The sequence below is a fragment of the Nocardia sp. NPDC041819 genome, from assembly GCF_055590505.1.
Genome location: NZ_JBVJAP010000006.1, coordinates 88,619 through 109,312, shown reverse-complemented (window position 1 = coordinate 109,312; position 20,694 = coordinate 88,619). Strand labels below are relative to the sequence as shown.

Here is a 20,694-nt window from a genome sequence, read left to right as displayed (position 1 = left end):
TTACGCATACTACCGACTGGTAATGAGAGGCGTCACATGCCGGCGGCGGTCCAGAAGTTAGCTGGTCTCCGGGGAGGTGAAATGCGTTGGCGCACAGCGCAAAAAACGCCGTTACGTGACTTCATATTCTGGCCGGGATGGGGTAGGACGAGAGTGCATGATAAATACCGATGGGTCGGTATTTATTATTGCTCGGCCGGCAGATGAATGCCGCATGAACAGCGCAGTTTCCGACGGCGGAGACTTTATTGTGTCGCGCGGTGACAGTTGAAGTAAATCTACCGCGGACGCGGTTCTGTCAAATCGTCTCAGACGGCGGGTTTCCCGCCATGCTTTCCGTGGTGCGCGGCTTTGTTTCCGGAAACATAGTCGATAAAGTTAGCCGAAAAATTGCCTTCTGGCGAAACGTCTTGTTCGGCCGTGGGTTTCGAATTGCAGACCACATAGGGCGCGTGTACAGATGTGAGAACGCGGGGCGGTGTCGTGGCACGCCGCACGCGCATGGCGGGACAGCGAGATCCGACAGTCCCGTCCGCCGATATCGGAGGATGAGTGAACGCGGACTCGGCAAGTGTAAAAACCTATGCTGAACTGGGCATTTATGATTCGAAACGGCCGGGTGGGCGTAGATCGGCGCAGATGTTCCGAGCCGGTGTAAAGGTTCGTCGCGCGGTGGAGGTGGCGCTGAATGAATGAATTCGATGCCGTGACCGAACGAGTTCTCACGATGTTCTCGCGCGGTCTGCATGCAGTCGAAATAGAGCAGGACACACCGTTGCTGGATTATGGCTTGGACTCGGTGCGGTCGGTGGAGTTGGTGATCGAGCTCGAGCGCGAGTTCGGCATCGCGATCTCCGACGAGGAGGCAGCGACGCTGCATACCGCGCGCGCGGTGATCGCATGCGTGACGTCGAAGACGATCCGTACCGGTCCCACCCGGGCCGAGGCGCGGGCGTGACCGCGCGTGCCGGGCGGCGGGAACAGTCGCTGCCCCCCGATTCCGACTCGTTCGGTGACTTCACCGCCTACAACCGACCCGGCCTGGCGGGACTGCTGCGAGCCTGTCACCTGGACGTGGTGTACACCGCCGCGGACGGCGACCATCTCCTCCGCGCGGACGGCACCAGGGTGCTGGATCTCGTCGGCGGTTTCGGCGCCGCGCTCTTCGGTCACAATCATCCGGCGCTGGTACGGGCCGCTACCGCGACGCTGAACCAGCAGGTGCCGTTCGTCGCGCAGGGCAGTGTCCGGCCCGGCGCCGCGCGGTTGGCGCGGCGGCTGTCCGAGTCGGTCGGCGCGTGCACCGGCCGGGAGTACGTGGTGACATTCGGTTCCACCGGAGCCGACGCGGTCGAGGCGGCGATCCGGCATGCCACGGTCGCGCACGCGCGCGCCCTGTCCGAACTGGACGCCGAGCTACGGCGGACGCTGCGCCGGCTCCGCCGCGACCACCTGCACGATGTGCGCCCGTCCGCGCCTGACGGGGACGCCGAAGCGCGGACCGCCGCGGCCGTGGTCACCGAATCGCTGGACCGGATCGCGCGGCTGCGTGAGCGCGGGCCGGTGTTCGTCTCCCTCGCGGGCGCGTTCCACGGAAAGAGCGCCGGCGCTTTCGCGCTCACCGAACAGGCTGATACCCCGGCGGACCTGGTGGTGCCCGGACCGCCGCGACGGCGGCTCGACAGCTGGGTGCCGGACGAGGTGACCGGCGCGTTCGCGGACGAGCTGTGCACCGTGGGCGTCATCGGCTTCGGCGCCGACGGCGCGCCCGTGCGCACATGGCGGCGGCTGTCGTCCGTCGCGGCGGTGTTCGCCGAGCCTGTCCAGGGAGAAGGCGGTGTGCGGGAGATTCCCGCCGATACCCTGCGCGCTCTGCGCGCACTGGCGGATCGGCACGCCGCGGCGCTGGTCTTCGACGAGATCCAGTGCGGCATGGGTCGCACCGGCACGTTCCTCGCGTCGGCGCCGTCGGGTGTGCGCGCGGACTACTACCTGATGTCGAAATCGCTCGGCGGCGGATTGGTGAAGATCGCCGCGCTGCTGGTGGACCGTGCGCACGCCGTGGCCGATTTCGGTCGCTACCACACCTCGACCTTCGCCGACGACGAGCTGTCGGCGACGGTCGCGGACGCCGCGCTGGACCTGTTGCGCGACAACCAGCTCCGGATCAGCGATGCGGGAGCGCGGTTGCGATCGCAGCTGGACGAGGTGGCCCGCCGCTGGCCGCGCGAGATCGTGGCGGTGCGTGGGCGCGGACTGTTGCAGGGCGTTGAACTGCGGGCACCGGAGCCGGAATCGGCGCTGCTGCGCGAGATCTGCGCGCCCGACATGTTCGGCTACGTGGTGGCCGGATATCTTCTGCACCGGCACGCGATCCGAATGCTGCCCACCCTCTCGGCGCCGACCACCTTGCGCGTCCAGCCCTCCGCCTTCGTCACCGAATCCGACATGGCACGGCTGGCGACGGCGTTGGACGACGTCGCGGCACTGCTGCACCGCGGCCGATACGACCTGCTGCTGGCGCACCTGGCCGCACCGGTCATCACGAAGACCACTGTCACGGACCGGGCTCCGCTGCCCCGGCGCGCCGACACGCCACCGGCGCGGGACCCGCACGCGCCGACGAGGGTGGCGTTCCTGGCGAACCTGCCCGAGACGGCGGACCTGCGCCGGTTGGCCCCCGAGCTGGAGGCGTGGACGGACGCCGAATTCGCCGCTTTGCTCGAACGCCTGCGCCCCGTCGCCGATCCCTTCGAGGTGACCAGACGGACGATCGCATCGCCCACCGGCGCCGAGGTCGAGATGATGTTGTTCGCGCTGCCGCTGACGGCCGCACAGATCGTCGCGCATCAGCGTGCCGGCGAGCGGACCTACGTGCGCGACTTGGTGTGGCACGCGGTGGAACAGGCGGTCGCGGCCGGAGCCACGGTGATCGGGCTGGGTGGCTACACCTCGATCGTCACCGATGCCGCTCGTGAAGTGGCGGAGGACGCCGTCACGGTCACCTCCGGCAATTCGCTCACCGCGGCGTGCGCCTACGAGATGCTCAGCGCGGAACTGGCCGCACTGCCGCCGGGGCAGCGGCGGGTCGGCATTCTCGGCGCACTGGGCAACATCGGCGCGGTCATGGCCGAACTGCTCGCCCCGCTGGCCGATTCACTGATCCTGGTGGGCAGGACGGGCGCCGGCACGCGATTGCGCCGAGTGGCCGCCGAGCTACCGGGCGAGGTGGTCGTGAGCGAGGATCTGACCGCACTGCGTGACTGCCGGGTGGTCGTGACCGCCACCAACTCGGCCGAGCCGCTGATCACCGCGCGGCATCTCGCCGCCCGCCACCCGGTGCTGATCTGCGATCTGGCCGTTCCTGGCGACGTGGACCCGGCCGTCGCCGAGCAGCCGCACCTCACCCTGCTCGACGGAGGCCGCATGGCGCTGCCGCTCGGCCAGACCCCTTCCCTACCCGAAACCGGGTTGCCCGCCGGAGTCGTCTACGCGTGCATGGCCGAGACGCTGCTGCTCGGCTTCCAGCCGCGTACCGCGAGCCCGTCCTACGGCGCGCTCACCGTGGCCGGTGTCCGCGCGGCGCGGAGTCTCGCCGCTCGCCACGACCTGCGCCCGGTTCTACTGCCGACAGGAGCCACCTCCGTGATCACTCCGACGACCTCGTCCGCCCCGATGTTCCTGGGCGCGGCCGACTTCGCTCCCACTCGGGCGGGCGGCAAAGCCGGCACCCTGCACGACTTGCTGACCGACGGATTCGCCGTTCCGCCCGGGTTCGTCGTGCCCGCCGATCTGGACCTGGACGGCGTCGGCGACGACGATCTGTCCGGCTGGGTGCGGGCGATCGGCGGGTTCCCGGTGGCCGTGCGCTCCAGCGGCGTCCTGGAGGATCTCGACGACGCCAGTTTCGCGGGCCAGTACGAGTCCTACCTGGACATCGCGGACGCGGCCGCGCTGCGCACGCATATCGAGCGGTGCCGGGCGTCGGTGCGCAACGAACGCGTACGAGCCTACCTGTCCCGCCACGGCATGGCCGACGCCGAGGCGACCGTGGCCGTCCTGGTGCAGCGAATGGTCGAGGCGCGTTGTGCCGGTGTCGGATTCAGTATCGATGTGCTCACCGGCATCGAGGAGCACGCGGTGCTGGAGACGTGCCACGGCGTAGGGGAGCGTCTTGTCTCCGGACAGGTCACCCCGACTCGCTACGCGCTGCGGCTGTCCGACGGGGGTGTGGTGGCGCGCGAGGCGGGCGACGAGGACGTCCGGCTCGCCGACGCCGACACCGAGGCGCTGGCGGCGCTGTTGCTCGCGGTGCAGGCACGCAGGCATCGGCCGCAGGACATCGAATGGGCGATCGATGACGACGGCGGCTTGTGGCTGCTGCAGTCCCGTGCGGTCACCGCGATCAGCTGGCGCACCGACATCGACCAGTTCTCCGATGCGGACCTGCGCGACGGCGGTGTCTCGGCCCGAGTGTGCACGCCCATGATGTTCTCGTTGTACGACAACGCCTTCCAGTACTCGATGCAGCGGTTCTTCGAGGGTTTGGGCTTGGCCGGGCCGGGCGAGGAGCCGGACTGGATGGCGATGTACTACGGCCGTGCCTACTGGAACGTGAGTGCGGTGAAGAAGTGCTTCCAGCGCATACCCGGCTTCGACGAGCAGCATTTCGACGACGACCTCGGTGTCCTCAACGAGTACGGCCCGGAGGGGCCGATCCGCACGCCGAACACGCCGCTGGCCATCGCCCGCGCGCTGCCGGTCGCGCTGGCGGTGCAGCGCAGCTATCGCGAACAGCTCACCGCCGTCGACGCATTCGCCGCGAGCTGGCCCGTCAAGTACCAGGCGTGGCGCGAGCGGGTGCGCGCGCTGCCGCGCACCGACCAGGCGACCTTCGCCGCCGACCTGGCCGACTGCCTGCTCACCCTGCACGCCGCGACCGAGCGCACCTACTTCACGACGATCTATCACAACTCCAGCGTGCAGACCGACTTCAAACAGCTGCTGGACAAGATCGACGCGGCCACCGGTGCGACCAGCTCCGCCATCGACCTGATGGGTGGCCTCGCCGAGATCAGCCACATGGCGCTGCAACGCGGGATCGTCGAATTGTACCGGGTGGCCGGAGAATTCGGCCTGGACGGTCCGGAATGGGACGAGGCGCTCGCGGCTTTCCTCGCCGAGCAGGGCTTCCACGCCGACGCGGAACTCGACCTGACGTGCCCGCGCTGGTCGGAGGACCCGGGGCGGGTGCGGTCGATGATCGCGGGGATGCTCGAACACGGCACCGCGCCGGCCGACCCCGCGGCCACACTGGTGGAGCAGCGCAGGCGCTACGAGTCCGAATCGGCCGCGGTGCGCGCCCGGGTTCGTGCCCGGCCCGCGACACGGGTGCGGTACGCCAAGGCGCTGGACAAGCAGATCGAGCGGATGCGCCGCTATCTCGTCGCCCGGGAACGGATGCGGGAGTTTTCGTCGCAGTGCTACGCCGTCGTGCGCGCGTACGTGGTGGAGGCGGGCACCCGTTTGACCGCCGCGGGTGTGCTCGAGCACGCCGACGACGCGTTCCAGCTGACCATCCACGAACTCACCGACTTGGTCGAGGGCCGAGCCGACGCCGCGCACCTCGCGCCTGTGGTCGCCTACCGCCGTGCGATGTACGAGGGTTATCGCGATCTGACGCCGCCACACGAACTCGGTGGCGGTGTGACGGTGGCGGCGGTGCGCGCCGACGGCGACGGCGACCTGCGTGGCCTCGGATGCAGTCCCGGTGTCGCCGAGGGAACGGCCCGGGTGATCACCGCGCTCACGGGCATCGACCAATTGCGCCAGGGCGATATTCTCGTCACACGTTTCACCGACCCGGGGTGGACTCCCGCGCTGGGTTTGGTGGCGGGGGTGGTGACCGAGGTGGGCGGCATGCTGTCGCACGCCGCCGTAATCGGGCGCGAGTACGGCATTCCCGCCGTACTGAATGTGGCGGGGGCGACGAGCGCCGTGCGATCGGGTCAGCGGATCCGAATCGACGGCAGCGCGGGAGTGGTGCGGATCCTGGACGCGGACTCGGTCGAGGCCCCGGCGGGGAACGAACCATCCGCGGACCCCGGGCGAGCGGAGGCCGCCGCTCGCGCGCAGCCGGATGAGGTCGCGCCGCCGACCCATGTACACCGCGAAATATCCACGTCGGCGAAAAATCCCGCCCCATCACCCCGCGTGGGGCGCGGCTCCGGAAAGGACACGACACTGACCGCACGTAAACGTCTGATCTGCCTGGCGGGCGGTGACGGCTCGGGCAAGACCACCCAGGTGGCGCGGATCGCCGCCGAATTCGAGGCGCAGGGCCACAGTGTCGCCGCGGTGACGATCTGGGACGCCTTCCTCGACCCGAAGGTCTCCTCGAAACTCCCGTGGGGAAGTCCCGCCGAGATCTACGGCTACCTCCAGCTGCTCACCCCCCTCAGCCGCGCGCACTTCCTGTTCCACGCCATGCAGCTGTCGCTGGACCTGGCGGCCGAGCGCGGCGCGGATATCGTGCTCGCCAACGCGTACTGGTACAAGTACTACGCCACCGAGGTCGCCCATGGCGGCGACCCGGCCGTCCTGCGCAGCCTGGCGGCGGGGTTCCCGGAACCCGACCGCACCTTCTACCTCGCGGTGCGGCCGCAGGACGCGCTGAGCCGCAAGCGATTGCGCAGCGACTACGAGAGCGGCTACGGCGACGAGGAGTCGTTCCTGGCCTTCCAGCAGCGCAGCCATGAGGCACTCGACGCGCTGTCGGACGAATTGGGCTGGATCCGGCTCGACGGCACGGCGGCGCAGGCCGAGATCACCGGCGCCGTGCTCACCCAGCTGCGCGAGGACGACCGATGAGCGGCCCGTACACCCGCCGGGTGGCCCTGGTCGGCATCGACGGCGCGGGCAAGTCCTCGGTGCTGGCCGCGCTTCGCGCAATGGCGGTGCGGTCCGATACCGGTGGGTTCGCGTCGATGACCTGCCCCGACTTCCACGACACCCGCGATGTTCCGCTCGCTGATCTGTCCCGGCAGCTCCGGGCCTTCAGCGTCGGCTGTGACGAGATCGGCGACGTGGCGATGAAGGCCACCGCCATGTACCTGCAGATGACCCTGTTCGGACCGGTGGAACAGCACTTCCTGCGCACCTGGGCCCCGGATGTGCTGGTGTGCGAACGGCATCCGCTGATCGAACTGCTCGTCTACGGCCCGCTGTACGTGGCGCTGGCGGGCACCGACGGACGCTGCCGCGAGCGGCAGGACGAGATCGCGGCGGTGCTCGAGCGGCACCGGCCGGGCACGTTCGCCGACATCCTGGCGTGGCAGCACGCCCAGGCCGCACGGCTGGGCAGCTCGCCGGACCCGTGGCTGCTGCTGTCGGAGATCGCGGAACTGGTCGGTCGCGATATCGCGGGCGCGGTGTCCGGCTTCGCCGAACGGTTCCGCACCACGCTGCCGGACGCGGTGCTGTGGCTCGACGCGCCGCCGGAACAGGCCGCGATGCGCTGTGTGCGGCGGTCGGGGCGCGGGCCTGTCGAAGCCCATGAGACCGCCGAGCGGCTGACCGCCCTGCGCGCGGGCTACGAGCAGGTGCGCCAGACCCTCGCGATCGCGTTCCCGGAGGTGGCATTCCACCGCATCGACACCGGCGACGACGTCGACCTCGAGGAATCGGTGCGCGCCTGCGTGACGGAAGGGAAGTTGCTCGGATGAGCACACGCGACGATATCGGCTCGGCCGATCTGGAAGCGCGGGTCCGCGCGATTGTCGGGGAGGTGCTGTGGGTGCCCGCGGCCGACCTCGACCCGGCGGCGCCGTTGATCGACTACGGCCTCGACTCGCCGACCGCCATCGAACTCACCATTCAGCTGGAACAGGCCTTCTCCGTGAGCATTCCGGAGGACGTCGCCGTCCGGCTGACCACGGTCGCCACGATCGTGCGCTATGTCGAGGACCGGAGATGACCACATCATCAGGGACACTGCGCCCGCGACACCCGAGCATCGTGCACGCGCTGCTGTCCGGCGGCGAGCGAGGTGCGGCGGCGGCATCGACGGTCATCATGCCCGAGCGCGCCGGCGCACGGCACGACGACGAGATCCGCTGGCGGCATGACGATCTGGCGAGCGCCGCGTGCCGGGCAGCGGCGGGTCTGGCCGCCCGCGGCGTGCGCCGGGGCGACCGCGTGTTGCTGTGCCTGCCGACGTCGGCGGAGTTCGTCACGGCCTTCTTCGGTGCGTTGCTGCTCGGCGCGGTGCCCACCGCCATCGCCACTCCGGGTGGCTTCGGGGCCGCCGAAATCTTCCTGGACCGGTTCACCCGGCTTGTGGACTATCTGGATCCGACGGGCGTGGTGAGCACTCCGGCGGTGTTCCCCATGTTGCCCGTGCCCGCTTCGGTGGCGGCGATCGACGCGTCGGCACTGCACGCGCTGGCACGCACACCGGACGTTCCCGCGCTCACGCCGCATCTGCCCGCACCGGACGATCTCGCGTTCATCCAAGCCACCTCCGGCTCGACCGGCGCGCCGAAAGGGGTGCAGGTCACCCACGCGAATCTGGCCGCCAACTGCGAGCAGATCGCCCGCGCCGCCGCCATCGGACCCGGCGACACCTGGGTCGGCTGGCTGCCGCTGCACCACGACATGGGCCTGATCGGCGGGTTCCTCACGCCGCTGTTCCGCGGCATCGACGCGGTGCTGATCCCGCCGAACCGGTTCCTGCGCCACCCGGCCGATTGGCTGCGCGCGGTGCACAGGCATCGCGGAACGCTCACCGCCGCACCGAATTTCGCCTACGGCTACGCCGCGGCGCGGATCGCCGACAGCGAACTCGACGGAGTGAATCTGTCCGCATGGCGGTTCCTGTTCTGCGGCGCGGAACCGATCCATCCGCCCACGGTGCGGCGGTTCGTCGACCGGTTCGGCGCCTGGGGGCTGCCCCCCGACGCGCTCGTCCCGTGCTACGGGTTGGCCGAGGCGTCGCTCGCGGTGACGGTGTCCGATCCGCGCGCGCCGATCGCGTTCGACTCGGTCTCCCGCCGCGGACTGGCCGACCACGGCATCGCGGTGGATGTCCCCGCCGGTGACGGCGACGCGCTCGACATCGTCGACTGCGGTGCGCCCGTGGCGGGTACGGAGGTCCGCGTGGTGGGCGAGGACGGGACACCGTGCGGCGCGGATCTGGTGGGCCGGGTGCAATTCCGGGGACCGTCGACCACGCCGGGCTACTTCCGGTTGCCCGAAGCCACCGCCGCCACCCGGGTGGAGGGCTGGTGGGACACCGGTGATATCGGCTACCTGCGCAACGGCCGGTTGCGGATCACCGGGCGACGCAAAGACCTGATCATCATCCGCGGCGCGAACTACCTGCCCACCGACTTCGAGATCGCCGCCGAACAGGTGCCGGGAGTACGGCCGGGCGGCGTGGTCGCGGTGGGACGAACCGAGCCGGGCGGCGGGTCGGAAGAGTTGCATTTGATCGTCGAATCCGCCGTGGCACGAGCGGAGTTCGACGCGCTGGCCCGCGCGGTGCGCGCCGCGGTGAGCAAACGCACCGGGGTGCTGGCCGCCGGGGTGCGGATCGTCGCGCCGCGCAGCATCCCGAAGACCACCAGCGGCAAGGTCCAGCGGATCGCGGCGCGGGTCCTGCTGGACGCCGATGCGGACGAACAGGTCGGCGCCGCGCGCGGGCAAGGCGCGGCGCGATGACACCATCGACGGCAATCGGCGAGCGCCGCCTCGACGGTCCGGCCACCCGGCATCCGCTGGGCGCCTACGCCCGCTATCGGACCGACCCGCTCGGCTTGTTCTACGAGTCCGCGCTCCACTACGGCAGTGTCCGGCTGCGCCTCGCGCACCAGTACGTGCACCTGCTGGCCGAACCCGATCACATCGAGCAGGTGCTGGTCACCCGCGCGGGGCGCTACGAGAAGGGGATCAGCTACCGAAGCCTGAACCACCTGCTCGGTCCCGGCTTACTGACCAGCGGCGGCGAGTTGTGGAAACGCCAGCGCGCCCTGATCAAACCGGCCTTCGCGCGCCGTCATGTGGAGACCGAGATCCCGCTCATGGTCGAGTGCGGACAGCGCATGCGCACCCGCTTGGACGCCCGCGCCGCCGATGGCGCGGCCTTCGACCTGGTGCCCGAGCTGATGGGATTCGCCGCCGACGTCGTCTGCCGCGCGGTACTCGGCGCGGATCTCGACGGCGTCCTTCCGCAGATCGAAGACGACGTGCGCCAGGGCGTTTCGTGGGTCATGCGGCATATGGCCGCGCCGATCCAACTGCCGCCACACCTCCCGACTCCGGGTAACCGGCGCCTGCGGGCAGTGCGGCAGCGACTGCATCGCGTGGTGGACGAGGTGATCGGCAGGCATCGGCACACCGACGACGACGCGCACTCGCTGCTCGCCCGGCTGCTCGACGCCCGCGACGACGCGGGACACGCGATGGACGACGAGCAACTGCGGCACGAGGTGCTCACCTTCTTGCTCGCCGGTCACGAGACCACCGGAGCGGCGCTGGCCTGGACAATCTACGAACTGGGCCGAAACCCGGCCGTGCTCGACCGGGTGCGCGCGGAGCTCGACGCGCTGCCCGACGCGCCGGACGAACCGGATGCCGTGCGGGCCGCGCTGCCCCGGCTGGAGTACACCGGCCGCGTGATCGATGAGGCGATGCGCCTGCATCCTCCGGCGTGGGCGTTCAGCCGCACCGCGCTCGAACCGGACCGATTCGACCGATTCGACCTGCGACCGGGCGCGATCGTCGTGATCAGCCCGTTCGTCAACCACCGACTGCCCCGGTTCTGGGACGCGCCGCTGACCTTCGATCCCGACCGGTTCACCAAGGAGCGGAACCGGGCGCGGCCGCCGTTCCGGTACTTCCCCTTCGGCTGGGGCGCACATCTGTGCGTCGGCCAGCAGATGGCGCTGATCGAGATCCGCGTGGGTCTGGCGATGGTGCTGTCGCGCTACGACATTCAACTGGTGAACGGGATGCGGGTGCGCGAGCACCCCGAGATCTCCAACACCCCCGACCCAGTCCTGGTCCGGTTGACCCGGCGCGAGCGCGCCGCCCCGGCGACCCGGACCAGACAGGAGGCCGCACGATGACCAGTGCCACCACCGGCGCGATACTGCGCGCCGAAACCCTCGCGACGGATCCGGCGGCCGCCGCGAACGCGGGAGCCAAGGCCGCCAACCTCGCCGAGCTGCGGGCCGCCGGGTATGAGGTGCCGCCGTTCGCCGTGCTCGGCACCGACACGTGCGCGCGGCTGCTGGCCCCGGCCGCCGATGCCGTCGCAGGCCTGCTCGCCGAACTCGATTCCGACGATCCGGCCGCCTTGCGGTCTGTGTCGTCTCGGATCCGTGCCCTCGTCGAGGGCCGACCGCTACCCGGTGACATCGCCACCGAACTCGAGGCCGTGGTCGCCGAACTGGCCGCCGCCGGTCCGGCCGCCGAGGGCGAGGTGCGCTTCGCGGTGCGATCGTCGGTGCGCGGGGAGGATTCGGCGACCGACTCCTTCGCCGGACAGCTCGACACCGTGCTGAACGTCGCGGCGGCCGAGTTGCCCGCCGCGATCGGGACGGTACTCGCCTCCGCCTGGTCGGAGCGCGCGCTGTTCTACCGGTCGCGCCGTGGCCTCGGCGACGTGCCGGTCGCCTGCGCCGTGGTGGTGCAAGTACTGCTGGACAGTGCCGTCTCGGGGGTGGTGTTCAGCTGCAATCCGCAGAGCGGCGATCCCTCCGAAGCCGTGGTGGCGGCCGCGCTGGGACTGGGCGAAGGCGTGGTGGCGGGCACGGTGGACTGCGATACCTATTTCGTCGACCGCGCCACCGGCGCCATCACCTCCCGGGTAGTCGCCGACAAGCGCAACCGCGTGGTGGCCGCGCGTCACGGCGCGGGCACCACTGTCGAAGAACTCGCCGACCCGGTGACCGCCGCGGCGCTGTCCGACGCGGAGATTCGCGAGTTGGCCGAGGTCGCGGGCGCACTCGCCGACCACTTCGGCACGCAGCAGGATGTCGAGTTCGCCTACACGCCCGACGGACGATTGCACCTCTTGCAGGCCAGGCCGGTCACCGCGACCGGGGCGCGCGAGACCGTCTTCGACAACGTCAACGTCGCCGAGTCGTATCCGGGACTGTCGAGCCCGCTGACGTTCTCGGTCCTACGCGCCGCCTACGAGCGGGTCTTCCGGACCTGTCACCGCGATTTCGGCGCCACCGCGCGGATCGTCGACCGCAACGCCGCCGATCTGTATCCGTATCTGGTCGGCACCGCGCGCGGCCGGATCTACTACAACATCAGCAACTGGTACCGCCTGTTCCTCGAGATCCCCGGCATGGAATTCGCCATCGAAGGGTGGGAGGCCGCGCTCAATATCGAGAACCGATACCAGCGGCCGCCCACGTCGCCCCGTGGCGTCGCCCGGCTGCGCGCGCTCGCGCTGCGCCTGCGGATTCTCTCGATCATCCTGCTCGGGTGGCTGCGCCTGCCGCGGCGACTGCGCGCGTTCTTCAGCGCGCTGACCGCGGCGACCGCAGACCTCGACCGCAGGCTGGAGCGGGACACGCCGGAGCGCGAACGCGACGCACACGCGTTGCTGGCGTGGACCGAACGCTTCTTCGACGAACTCGTGCCCGCCTACTCGGTGCAGATCTTCAACGATTTCCTCGCCCAGCAGATGTTCCACCTGGTCGGACTGCAGTTGCGGCAAGCCGGCCTCGCCGAGGAGGTGGCGCTCACCCTGCGCAACGAGTTGTTCTGCGGCGAAGACGGTGTCGACAGCGTCGATCCGGTGCGGTCGGCACTGGCGCTGACCGCGCGGGTGCGCGCCGACGCGGCGTTGCGTGCGCTGTTCGACGGCCCTGCCGCCGCGCCGCAGGTGTGGACGGCCCTGTCGGAAGACCGGTTCGCGACCTTCCGCGCGGCATGCCTGCGCCACATCGCCGAGTTCGGTGACCGTACCGTGGACGAACTCAAGCTGGAGACCGATCCGCTCAGCGAGCACCCCGAACGACTGGTGCCCATGCTGCGGAACTACCTGCGCGGCGGGCAGAACGCCGACGACATGATCGCGCGCGAGCAGGCGATCCGGCAGGCGGCCGAGCGGACGGCGGCCGAACTGTTCGCGGGTGAACGCTTGCGGCGGTGGGTTTTCCGGTTCGCGCTCCGGCTCGCGCGCGAACACGTGAAGCAGCGGGAGAACATGCGACTGGGCCGCAGCCGCGCCTTCGGTCTCGTGAAGCGGGTCTTCCGGGAGTACGGCAGGCGGCTGCACGCCGACGGCCTGCTGGACGATCCGCGCGACGTCTTCTGGCTCACCTACGAGGAGATCGCCGCACTCACCCGCGGAACGGCGGTGGACGCCGACACCACGCGCACCGTCGCCCTGCGCAAGGCGGATTACGACCGCTGGCAGCCGCAACGCCTGCCCTCCCGCATCGTCACGACCGGAATCGCCGCCGCGGGAATCAGCGATCCGGCACTGGAGGAACCGGGCCGGGATGCCGCGGAAGGAGCGCGCGTACTGCACGGCATCGGCTGCGCCCCAGGTCGCGTCGAAGCGCCCGCGCTGGTTCTGCACACCCCGGATCCGGAGGTCGCGATCGACGGGCAGATCCTCGTCGCCGCGACCACCGACCCGGGCTGGGTGTTCCTCATGGTCGCCGCGGGCGGCCTGGTCAGCGAACGCGGCAGCCTGCTGTCCCACACCGCCATCATCGGACGCGAACTCGGCATCCCCACGGTCGTCGGCGTTCCCGGAGTCACCGGCCTGATCGCGAACGGTGAGGTCCTGGTGCTGGACGGCCGCGCGGGAACCGTGACCCTCGGGCAGGAGCAACGACCATGAGCGCACCCGATCTGACCCACGGCGAGAACTTCAGCCTGGAGCACTACCTCGACCCCGCCGCGCACACGTTCGACCAGCGCTTCGCGGAGTTCCGGCCCTATGCCCAGCACGCTCGCGGCAGCGGTTTCGTGTTGCGGGAGGTGGCCGGGCCGTCCGGCGCGGTCGTCGCGATCCGCGATCCGGCGACCGGCGCGACCGACGAGCTGATCATGCTCGGATCCAACAACTATCTCGGCCTCGGCAACGAACCGAGCATCGTCGAGGCGGCCATCGCCGCCATTCGCGAATACGGTGTGGGACATGGCGGCCCGCCCTTGCTCAACGGCACCACCACCCTGCACCGGCGGCTCGAGGAACGGTTGGCCGAACTGAAGGGCTGCGAGTCGGCCATGGTCTTCTCCTCGGGCTACGCGGCCAACGTCGGCTGGGTGACCGGCCTGCTGCGCAAGGGCGACGTGCTGCTCTACGACGAACAGAACCATGCCAGCCTGTATGACGGCATCCAGCTCGGCCGGGTGCGCTCGATGGCCTTCGCGCACAACGATGTGCGCCATCTGCGCCACCGGCTGATGCAGATCCGCTGGCGCAATCCGGGGGCGAACGTGGTGGTGGCCGTCGAAGGCGTGTACTCGATGGACGGCGACATCGCGCCGCTGCCGGAGATCCGCGCGCAGTGCGACGCGTTCGGAGCGTGGCTGGCGGTGGACGACGCGCATGGCACCGGAGTGCTCGGCGCGCGCGGGCACGGCACCGCGGAGCATTTCGGGCTCGGTCCGGGATCGGTGGAGCTGACCATGGGCACGTTCTCGAAGGTCTTCGCGGGCACCGGCGGCTTCGTCGCCGGATCCCGGGACCTGGTGGACACCCTGCGCTTCTTCGCCCGCTCCTACATGTTCTCCGCCGCGCTCGCGCCCTCGGTGGTAGCGGCGGTGCTCGCCGGAATCGACTTCCTGGCCGCGCATCCCGAACGCGTGGCACGACTACACGACAACGTCGGATATTTCGTGAGCGGGCTGCGCGCGATGGGATTCCCCGTCGACCCGCAGACCGCGATCATCCCGCTACTCGTACCGCCACGGCTGGCCGTCGCCGACGTGGTCAGCGCCCTGCACCGGGAGGGTGTCTTCGTCAACGGCGTCGAATTCCCGGCCGTGCCCCGCGACCAGCAGCGCCTGCGGATCAGCATGATGGCCACCCTCACCCGCGACCACCTCGACCGCGCGCTGGACCGCATCGACACCGTCGCCCGCCGCTTCGGCTTCCATCCCCACCAGGAAGGGATCGCTTGACATGACCGACACCGTGATAGCCGCGGGCGGGACGGACGCCGAACGGCTGCTGGTGCACGCCGCGCTGGCCGCACCCACCGGAGAAGAACGCGCCGAACTGGTCGAGCTGGCCCACCGGGTCACCGACTGGGCGGCCTTCTTCGAGCTGGCGCAGCTCAACGCGACCGTTCCGCTGGCGCGGCGCTCGCTGATCGCCGCCGAGGTCTACGAGCTCGTGCCGCCGCTGGTCCGGGTACGGTTCGACGCCACGACCGAGCGGATCGCGACCGCGAACGACCGCCGCCTGGCCGCAGCGGTGGAGCTGTTACGGCGGTTCGACGAACGGGGCGTGCGCTGCGTGGTGCTCAAGGGCATGCTCTTCGCCACCGAGATCTACCGCGACCCGCGCTACAAGCGCATGAACGACCTGGACATTCTTCTGGAACCGGACCAGATCGACACAGCCGTCGAGATCTACCGGGAACTCGGCCTGTTCGCGACATCGGAGTTGCTGGGCAAGGCGCCCAAGATGCGGCTCGAACGATCTCACCACCTGCCGTCGTTCGTCTCGCGCGACGGCGCGCTCGTGGTGGGCACGCACTGGGGACTGATCACGCCCCTGGCGCCCTACACGGTGGACTACACCGCGATCTGGAACCGCGTGCGGCCCATCGACTTCCACGGCGTACCCGCGTGGGCGATGGCGCACGAGGACAACCTGCACCATCTGGGTATCCACCTGCCCTACTACAAGACCGGCGTTCGCGAACTCGGCGACATCTGGAACCTGGCCCGATACGCGGGGACGGACCTGGACTACGACCTGCTTGCCGACCGGATCGCGGCGGCGGGCAGCGAGAGTTTGATGTACCACGCCCTCGCGCTCGCACACCGCCTGGTGCCGAACCCCGACTTCGCGGCGCTGCTGGACCGGATCGCGCCGCGCGTGGACCGATTCACCCGCGCCGACACCACGCGCAAGGTCGCCGACGCGCACACGCTACTGCGCAGCCGTTCCACCCACACCTCCCGGATCGAGAAGGCCTACACCGAATTCAATATGACCGCCGACGCGCGGGAGAAACTGGACGGCTTCGGGCGGCTGTGGTCCGGGTTGCTGCTGGTCCCCGGTGCGGAGGCGGCCCGGATGAGTTCGCTGCGCGACCCGGGCGCTCTGGCCGCCGTCGGCGCCCGGCTGATCGCGCCCTACCGGCTGACCCGGGTGTTCCAGCGTGACCTCGGCCGGTGGCTGTTCCCCGCCGCACTGGCCAAGACGGTCTACGACCTCGGCGCGGCATATGCCGGTGAACTCCGGTCCCGTACCGGACTCGGCGGTGCGCGGTCCGCGCCACCCGGCATCGACGCTTACGCCGCTCGCCTCGGGCTGACCAGAGCCGATCTCCAAGCGGTACTGGACAGCCAGGAATGAGTTCACGAGCGACCGTCCTGTGGGATCTGGACGGCACGTTGATCGGGCAGCGGCGGCGCGCCTTCGCGACACTGATGCCCGTGGGCGCTGCCTGGGCGTTCCGCGATCTGGTTCCACCGCATCGTTTCCTGCCGCTGCTGCGCCGCACGGTGGGTGACGTGCGGGCCAACGACAGCGACCACACCAACACCGAGCTGATGGTCCGGCTGCTCGCCGAACGCCTCGGCACCGGCCGCGACGTCGTCACGGACCGCCTGACCCGGCTCGCGGAGGTCGAATTCGCTCGGTTGCGCGCGTGTTTCCCGCCGCGCCCGGCGGCGGTGGCGACGGTGCGCGGGCTGGCCGAGGCAGGGGCGCGGCAAGTGGTCGCGACCAATCCGCTGTGGCCGCGCAGCACCGTCGAGGCCAGGATCCGCTGGGGCGGAATCGATCTCACCTCGTTCGCCTTCGTCACCAGCGGTGACACCATGCACCGCGCCAAGCCGCGGCTCGAGTTCTATCGCGAACTGCTCGACCAACTGGGCGCCGTCGCGGCCGACTGCGTCATGGTCGGCAACGACCCGGCCCACGATGGCCCCGCCGCGCAGCTGGGCATCCCCGTCTTCCTGATCGGCGCGCGCGCCACCGACATACCACCAGCCGTGACCCGGACCGGGCTGGTCACCACGGGAGACCATCGCGCACTACGCCGATGGCTCGGCATCGAGGAGGATTCGTGCTCGTCGTCCTGAACCCGCGCGCGAACGCGGGCACCGCGCTGCGACGCTGGGAGCCGGTGGAATCCGCGCTGCGCGCCCGTCACTCGGATCTGGCGGTCGAACTGCCCGCCGACGCCCGGCACGCCACCGAACTCGTGCACGCGGCCGTCACCCGGCCGGATCCGCCGTCCGTGCTCGTCGCCGCGGGCGGCGACGGCATGGTGAACCTGGTGCTGAACGCGCTCATGAACCCGGCCACCGATCGCCCGCGCGCCCCCGGCTCCGCATTGGGCGCGGTGGGACTGGGCAGCTCGAACGACTTCCACAAACCCGTGCCCGACAGCGGGCGTATCGCGGCCGTTCCGGTGCGAATCGACGCCGCGCGCACCGAACTCGTCGACGTGGGCAAGGCCTGCGTACTGCTGGCCGACGGCACGCGCGCGGTGCGCTACTTCCTGCTCAACGCGAGTATGGGACTGGTCGCCGCGGGCAATCATTCGTTCAACCAGGCCACCGGGGTGGTCGGCCGGCTCAAGGCGCGCAGCGTGGAGGCGGCCATCCTCGCCACCGCGCTGACCACCATCGCCACCCATCGGCCGTTGCCGGTCGCGGTGCGTGGCCGCGACTGGAGCCATGCGGCCCCGATCACCAACATCGGCGTGCTCAAGAGCGTGCACTTCGCGGGCGGCATGCGTTACGACACGGCGGTCACGCGCGCCGACGGCCGGTTCGACGTGAACATCTGGGCCGAGGCGGGAAGGCTCCGGACGCTCGGCTTGGTCGCGGGCCTGTACGCGGGCCGATTCCGGCGGTCGCGGCTGGCGGTATGCCATCGGGATTCGGTCGTGGAGCTGCGACCGGATCGTCCGGCGCCGCTGGAACTGGACGGCGAGATAACGATGGTGGAGTCGGCGCGGCTGGAGGTCCTGCCGCGCGTACTGAAGGTGTGTGCCGCGTGACGGTCGTGCTCATCACCGGAGCCGCCAACGGCATGGGCGCGGCTACCATGCACCATCTCGCGGCGCTCGGGTACACGGTCGAAGGATGCGACCGAGTCGCCGCGTCCGGAATCGCTCGGGTCGACGTGCGCGACGAAGAGGCGGTGAACCGCTGGGTTCGCGACGTGCACGCCAGGCACGGCAGCATCCAGGCAGTCGTCACGTTCGCGGCATACGGCGTCGTCGGCGCGGTCGAGGAGACCACACCCGACGAGGCCGCGGCGCTCTACGACACCAATGTCCTCGGCACGCACCGCGTACTGCGCGCGGTGCTGCCGTTGTTCCGCGCCCGAGGGGCGGGCCGCGTGATCGTCGTGAGTTCGGGTGCGGGCGCTGTCGCCGAGCCCTACGGTGGCTGGTACTCGGCCACGAAGGCCGCTGTGGAGCGGATCGGCGAAGCCGCGCGCACGGAGGCCGCCGGGACGGGCGTCCATGTGTCGGTACTCATCCCCGGGTGGACCGTCACCCCGATCATCGACACGGCGGTACACGTGTCGCGTCCGATCGCCGCCTACGACCACGACCGTGCCGCCGTGCTGACCCTCGTACGCGGCTACCTGGCCGCGGGCCAGCCCGCCGCCGCCGTGGCCCGCAAGGTCGTGACGATCCTGGCCTCGGACCGGCCACGGCAGACCTACCTGTGCGGCCGTGACGTCCGCTTGTCCTTCTGGACCCGGAGGCTGCTTCCGAGCCGCGTATACGAGCGAATGGTGTGGCGATACTACGGTTTTCGACCGAAGCCTGTCCTCCGGTGATTCGCCCGCCTTCTTGTGCGGCCAGGCAGGTTTCCGCGGGTGAGACGTTCGGCCGCCGACCATCCGCACGCCCGCGAGCCGCGAGATGTGCGTCCATTCGGCGTGTCGCTCGAGATTTGCTCACGATGTCGGATTTGAATGCAAGCTGGCTGGTCGACGAAACGCCGCGAACTACCCGTGGAGGTCAAGGTCATGATCCGGCAGTTTCTTCTTTCACGCGGCAGCAGGCGCAGCGGTTCATGTCGGTCCTGTAGCGCGATCGGGGGTGTGGCACTCGCGCTGCTCCTGGCGACGACGGCAACGGCGGAACCGCTGTATCCGCGACCCGATCCGGACCCCTTCTATGCCGCCCCGGCGGATCTGGCGGCCCATCGACCAGGGGATGTGCTCGGCGTGCGGGCAATGCCGCCGCTGGCGATCTTCCCCGGCTCCGCCGTCACGCTGGTCAAATTCCGGTCCACCAATTCGCGTGGGGCGCCGATCGCGGCCACGACCACGGTTCTCACCCCCTTCGGCCACCGGTCCGGCGGGCCGCTGCTGTCGTATCAGCACTTCATCAATGCGCTCGGTACCAGCTGCGCGGTATCGCACGAGCTGTACGGCGACGATCCCAATCTGATGGCGACCACGCCGATCTTGAACGTGGCGCTGGCGCAGGGCTGGCAGGTCGCGCTGCCGGATCATCTCGGACCGCAGGTCGCGCTCGGGGCCGCGCGTTTGGGTGGCCAGATCGTATTGGACGGCATCCGGGCAGTGAAGCGGCTGCCCGCACTCGAACTGCAGGACAGCCCCACGGTGATGACCGGCTACTCCGGCGGTGGCCTGGCCACCGCATGGGCTGCCGCGTTGCAGCCGACGTACGCACCGGAGCTGAAGCTGGCGGGCGCGGCCATCGGCGGTGCCCCGATGAACCTGGTGTCGATGGCGGAGGCGCTGGGGCTGAACCCGCACCCCTCGTTCGGGTTGGCGATGGCGGCGGCGATCGGTCTGGAGCGGGAGTATCCGGACCGGCTGCCGATCAGCTCGTATCTCAACCCGCGCGGCCTCGAGGTCGGTGAGGCCATGGCGAACAGCTGCAGCAACGATATCCTCGCCGCGGGTATCGGCGGCAGTGCCGGCGAGTACCTCACCAGCACCTCGATCCTCGACAGCCGCGAAGCCCGATCGGTGGTCGAGGAGAACAGCCTGGAACTCTACGCCGGGGTGCCGGATACACCGATCCTCGAATGGCATTCGCCGGACGACCAGCAGATTCCGGTCGCTGCCATCGAAAACACCGTCCGCCGTTGGTGCGCGGCAGGGGTGCGGGTGCAGACGCTTCGGGTGCCTACGGTTGGACAGGAACCCGCCATCGAGCATCTGGCCCCGGCCGTCCTGGGCGCACCCGCGGTGATGCAGTGGCTCGACGCCCGGGTTCGCGCGGAACCCGCCCCCACCAACTGCTGACCAGCGCGCGTTTACCGACAAGCCGTGCCGGGCGAGTCTCGGCTAGGGTTCTCAGCCCAACTGTTCGGTGCCGACCGTCCGCGCTGTCACTGCGAGCCGATGTCGCCTTTCGAGTTACTGGCCGACAGCGCTGCGGCGGTAGGAGGTGGCTGTGAGCGACTGGCTTGCAGCCGGGGCGCTGGAGTTGCCAGGGCCGACCTCCGACATGTGTTGTGTGTCACATCAGGAAC

At 69.9% G+C, this 20,694-nt stretch carries 13 protein-coding genes; all 13 read left to right on the top strand.

Annotated features, from left to right (window positions below):
• Positions 1 to 688: 688 nt before the first annotated feature.
• The 13 genes from ACZ6DL_RS19445 to ACZ6DL_RS19385 all read left to right on the top strand — a co-directional run bounded on the left by ACZ6DL_RS19445 (position 689) and on the right by ACZ6DL_RS19385 (position 20,464).
• Positions 689 to 958 carry an acyl carrier protein gene (locus tag ACZ6DL_RS19445; RefSeq protein WP_466052853.1) on the top strand — a complete coding sequence of 90 codons (270 nt, stop codon included), beginning with the start codon at positions 689 to 691 and terminating at the stop codon, positions 956 to 958.
• Positions 955 to 6,870, top strand: a complete 5,916-nt coding sequence (locus ACZ6DL_RS19440; protein ID WP_466052851.1) for an aminotransferase class III-fold pyridoxal phosphate-dependent enzyme — start codon at positions 955 to 957, stop codon at positions 6,868 to 6,870. The genes ACZ6DL_RS19445 and ACZ6DL_RS19440 overlap by 4 nt, the downstream gene beginning before the upstream one ends.
• On the top strand, positions 6,867 to 7,724 hold the full coding sequence (locus ACZ6DL_RS19435; protein WP_466052849.1) for a nucleoside/nucleotide kinase family protein: 858 nt from the start codon (positions 6,867 to 6,869) through the stop codon (positions 7,722 to 7,724). Before ACZ6DL_RS19440 ends, ACZ6DL_RS19435 begins: the two co-directional genes overlap by 4 nt.
• A complete protein-coding gene (locus ACZ6DL_RS19430) occupies positions 7,721 to 7,975 on the top strand; it encodes an acyl carrier protein (RefSeq protein ID WP_357962707.1) in 255 nt (84 codons plus the stop codon). The genes ACZ6DL_RS19435 and ACZ6DL_RS19430 overlap by 4 nt, the downstream gene beginning before the upstream one ends.
• The gene (locus ACZ6DL_RS19425) at positions 7,972 to 9,720 is read left to right on the top strand and encodes an AMP-binding protein (RefSeq protein ID WP_466052846.1); all 1,749 of its coding nucleotides are present in this window, start codon (positions 7,972 to 7,974) and stop codon (positions 9,718 to 9,720) included. The genes ACZ6DL_RS19430 and ACZ6DL_RS19425 overlap by 4 nt, the downstream gene beginning before the upstream one ends.
• Positions 9,717 to 11,126 carry a cytochrome P450 gene (locus ACZ6DL_RS19420; RefSeq protein ID WP_466052844.1) on the top strand — a complete coding sequence of 470 codons (1,410 nt, stop codon included), beginning with the start codon at positions 9,717 to 9,719 and terminating at the stop codon, positions 11,124 to 11,126. Before ACZ6DL_RS19425 ends, ACZ6DL_RS19420 begins: the two co-directional genes overlap by 4 nt.
• Complete coding sequence (locus ACZ6DL_RS19415; protein WP_466052842.1) at positions 11,123 to 13,870, top strand: PEP/pyruvate-binding domain-containing protein; 2,748 nt, start codon at positions 11,123 to 11,125, stop codon at positions 13,868 to 13,870. The genes ACZ6DL_RS19420 and ACZ6DL_RS19415 overlap by 4 nt, the downstream gene beginning before the upstream one ends.
• Positions 13,867 to 15,159: an aminotransferase class I/II-fold pyridoxal phosphate-dependent enzyme gene (locus ACZ6DL_RS19410; protein ID WP_466052840.1), complete on the top strand. Its 1,293-nt coding sequence runs from the start codon at positions 13,867 to 13,869 to the stop codon at positions 15,157 to 15,159. Before ACZ6DL_RS19415 ends, ACZ6DL_RS19410 begins: the two co-directional genes overlap by 4 nt.
• Position 15,160: 1 nt before the next feature.
• Positions 15,161 to 16,567 (top strand): nucleotidyltransferase domain-containing protein, encoded by a 1,407-nt coding sequence (locus ACZ6DL_RS19405; RefSeq protein ID WP_466052838.1) that lies wholly within the window; start codon positions 15,161 to 15,163, stop codon positions 16,565 to 16,567.
• Positions 16,564 to 17,298, top strand: a complete 735-nt coding sequence (locus tag ACZ6DL_RS19400) for an HAD family hydrolase (protein WP_466052836.1) — start codon at positions 16,564 to 16,566, stop codon at positions 17,296 to 17,298. The genes ACZ6DL_RS19405 and ACZ6DL_RS19400 overlap by 4 nt, the downstream gene beginning before the upstream one ends.
• Entirely contained in the window at positions 17,283 to 18,224 is a 942-nt protein-coding gene (locus tag ACZ6DL_RS19395; RefSeq protein ID WP_466052834.1) for a diacylglycerol/lipid kinase family protein, read from the top strand. Before ACZ6DL_RS19400 ends, ACZ6DL_RS19395 begins: the two co-directional genes overlap by 16 nt.
• Positions 18,221 to 19,018 carry an SDR family NAD(P)-dependent oxidoreductase gene (locus tag ACZ6DL_RS19390; RefSeq protein ID WP_466052832.1) on the top strand — a complete coding sequence of 266 codons (798 nt, stop codon included), beginning with the start codon at positions 18,221 to 18,223 and terminating at the stop codon, positions 19,016 to 19,018. Before ACZ6DL_RS19395 ends, ACZ6DL_RS19390 begins: the two co-directional genes overlap by 4 nt.
• Before the next feature lie 192 nt (positions 19,019 to 19,210).
• Complete coding sequence (locus tag ACZ6DL_RS19385; RefSeq protein WP_466052830.1) at positions 19,211 to 20,464, top strand: lipase family protein; 1,254 nt, start codon at positions 19,211 to 19,213, stop codon at positions 20,462 to 20,464.
• Positions 20,465 to 20,694: the final 230 nt, after the last annotated feature.

What these genes read in the sequence shown, in the direction of transcription:
- ACZ6DL_RS19445 (WP_466052853.1), top strand. Translation starts at nt 689, where the DNA reads ATGAATGAATTCGATGCCGTGACCGAACGAGTTCTCACGATGTTCTCG.
- ACZ6DL_RS19435 (WP_466052849.1), top strand. Translation starts at nt 6,867, where the DNA reads ATGAGCGGCCCGTACACCCGCCGGGTGGCCCTGGTCGGCATCGACGGC.
- ACZ6DL_RS19430 (WP_357962707.1), top strand. Translation starts at nt 7,721, where the DNA reads ATGAGCACACGCGACGATATCGGCTCGGCCGATCTGGAAGCGCGGGTC.
- ACZ6DL_RS19425 (WP_466052846.1), top strand. Translation starts at nt 7,972, where the DNA reads ATGACCACATCATCAGGGACACTGCGCCCGCGACACCCGAGCATCGTG.
- ACZ6DL_RS19420 (WP_466052844.1), top strand. Translation starts at nt 9,717, where the DNA reads ATGACACCATCGACGGCAATCGGCGAGCGCCGCCTCGACGGTCCGGCC.
- ACZ6DL_RS19415 (WP_466052842.1), top strand. Translation starts at nt 11,123, where the DNA reads ATGACCAGTGCCACCACCGGCGCGATACTGCGCGCCGAAACCCTCGCG.
- ACZ6DL_RS19410 (WP_466052840.1), top strand. Translation starts at nt 13,867, where the DNA reads ATGAGCGCACCCGATCTGACCCACGGCGAGAACTTCAGCCTGGAGCAC.
- ACZ6DL_RS19405 (WP_466052838.1), top strand. Translation starts at nt 15,161, where the DNA reads ATGACCGACACCGTGATAGCCGCGGGCGGGACGGACGCCGAACGGCTG.
- ACZ6DL_RS19400 (WP_466052836.1), top strand. Translation starts at nt 16,564, where the DNA reads ATGAGTTCACGAGCGACCGTCCTGTGGGATCTGGACGGCACGTTGATC.
- ACZ6DL_RS19385 (WP_466052830.1), top strand. Translation starts at nt 19,211, where the DNA reads ATGATCCGGCAGTTTCTTCTTTCACGCGGCAGCAGGCGCAGCGGTTCA.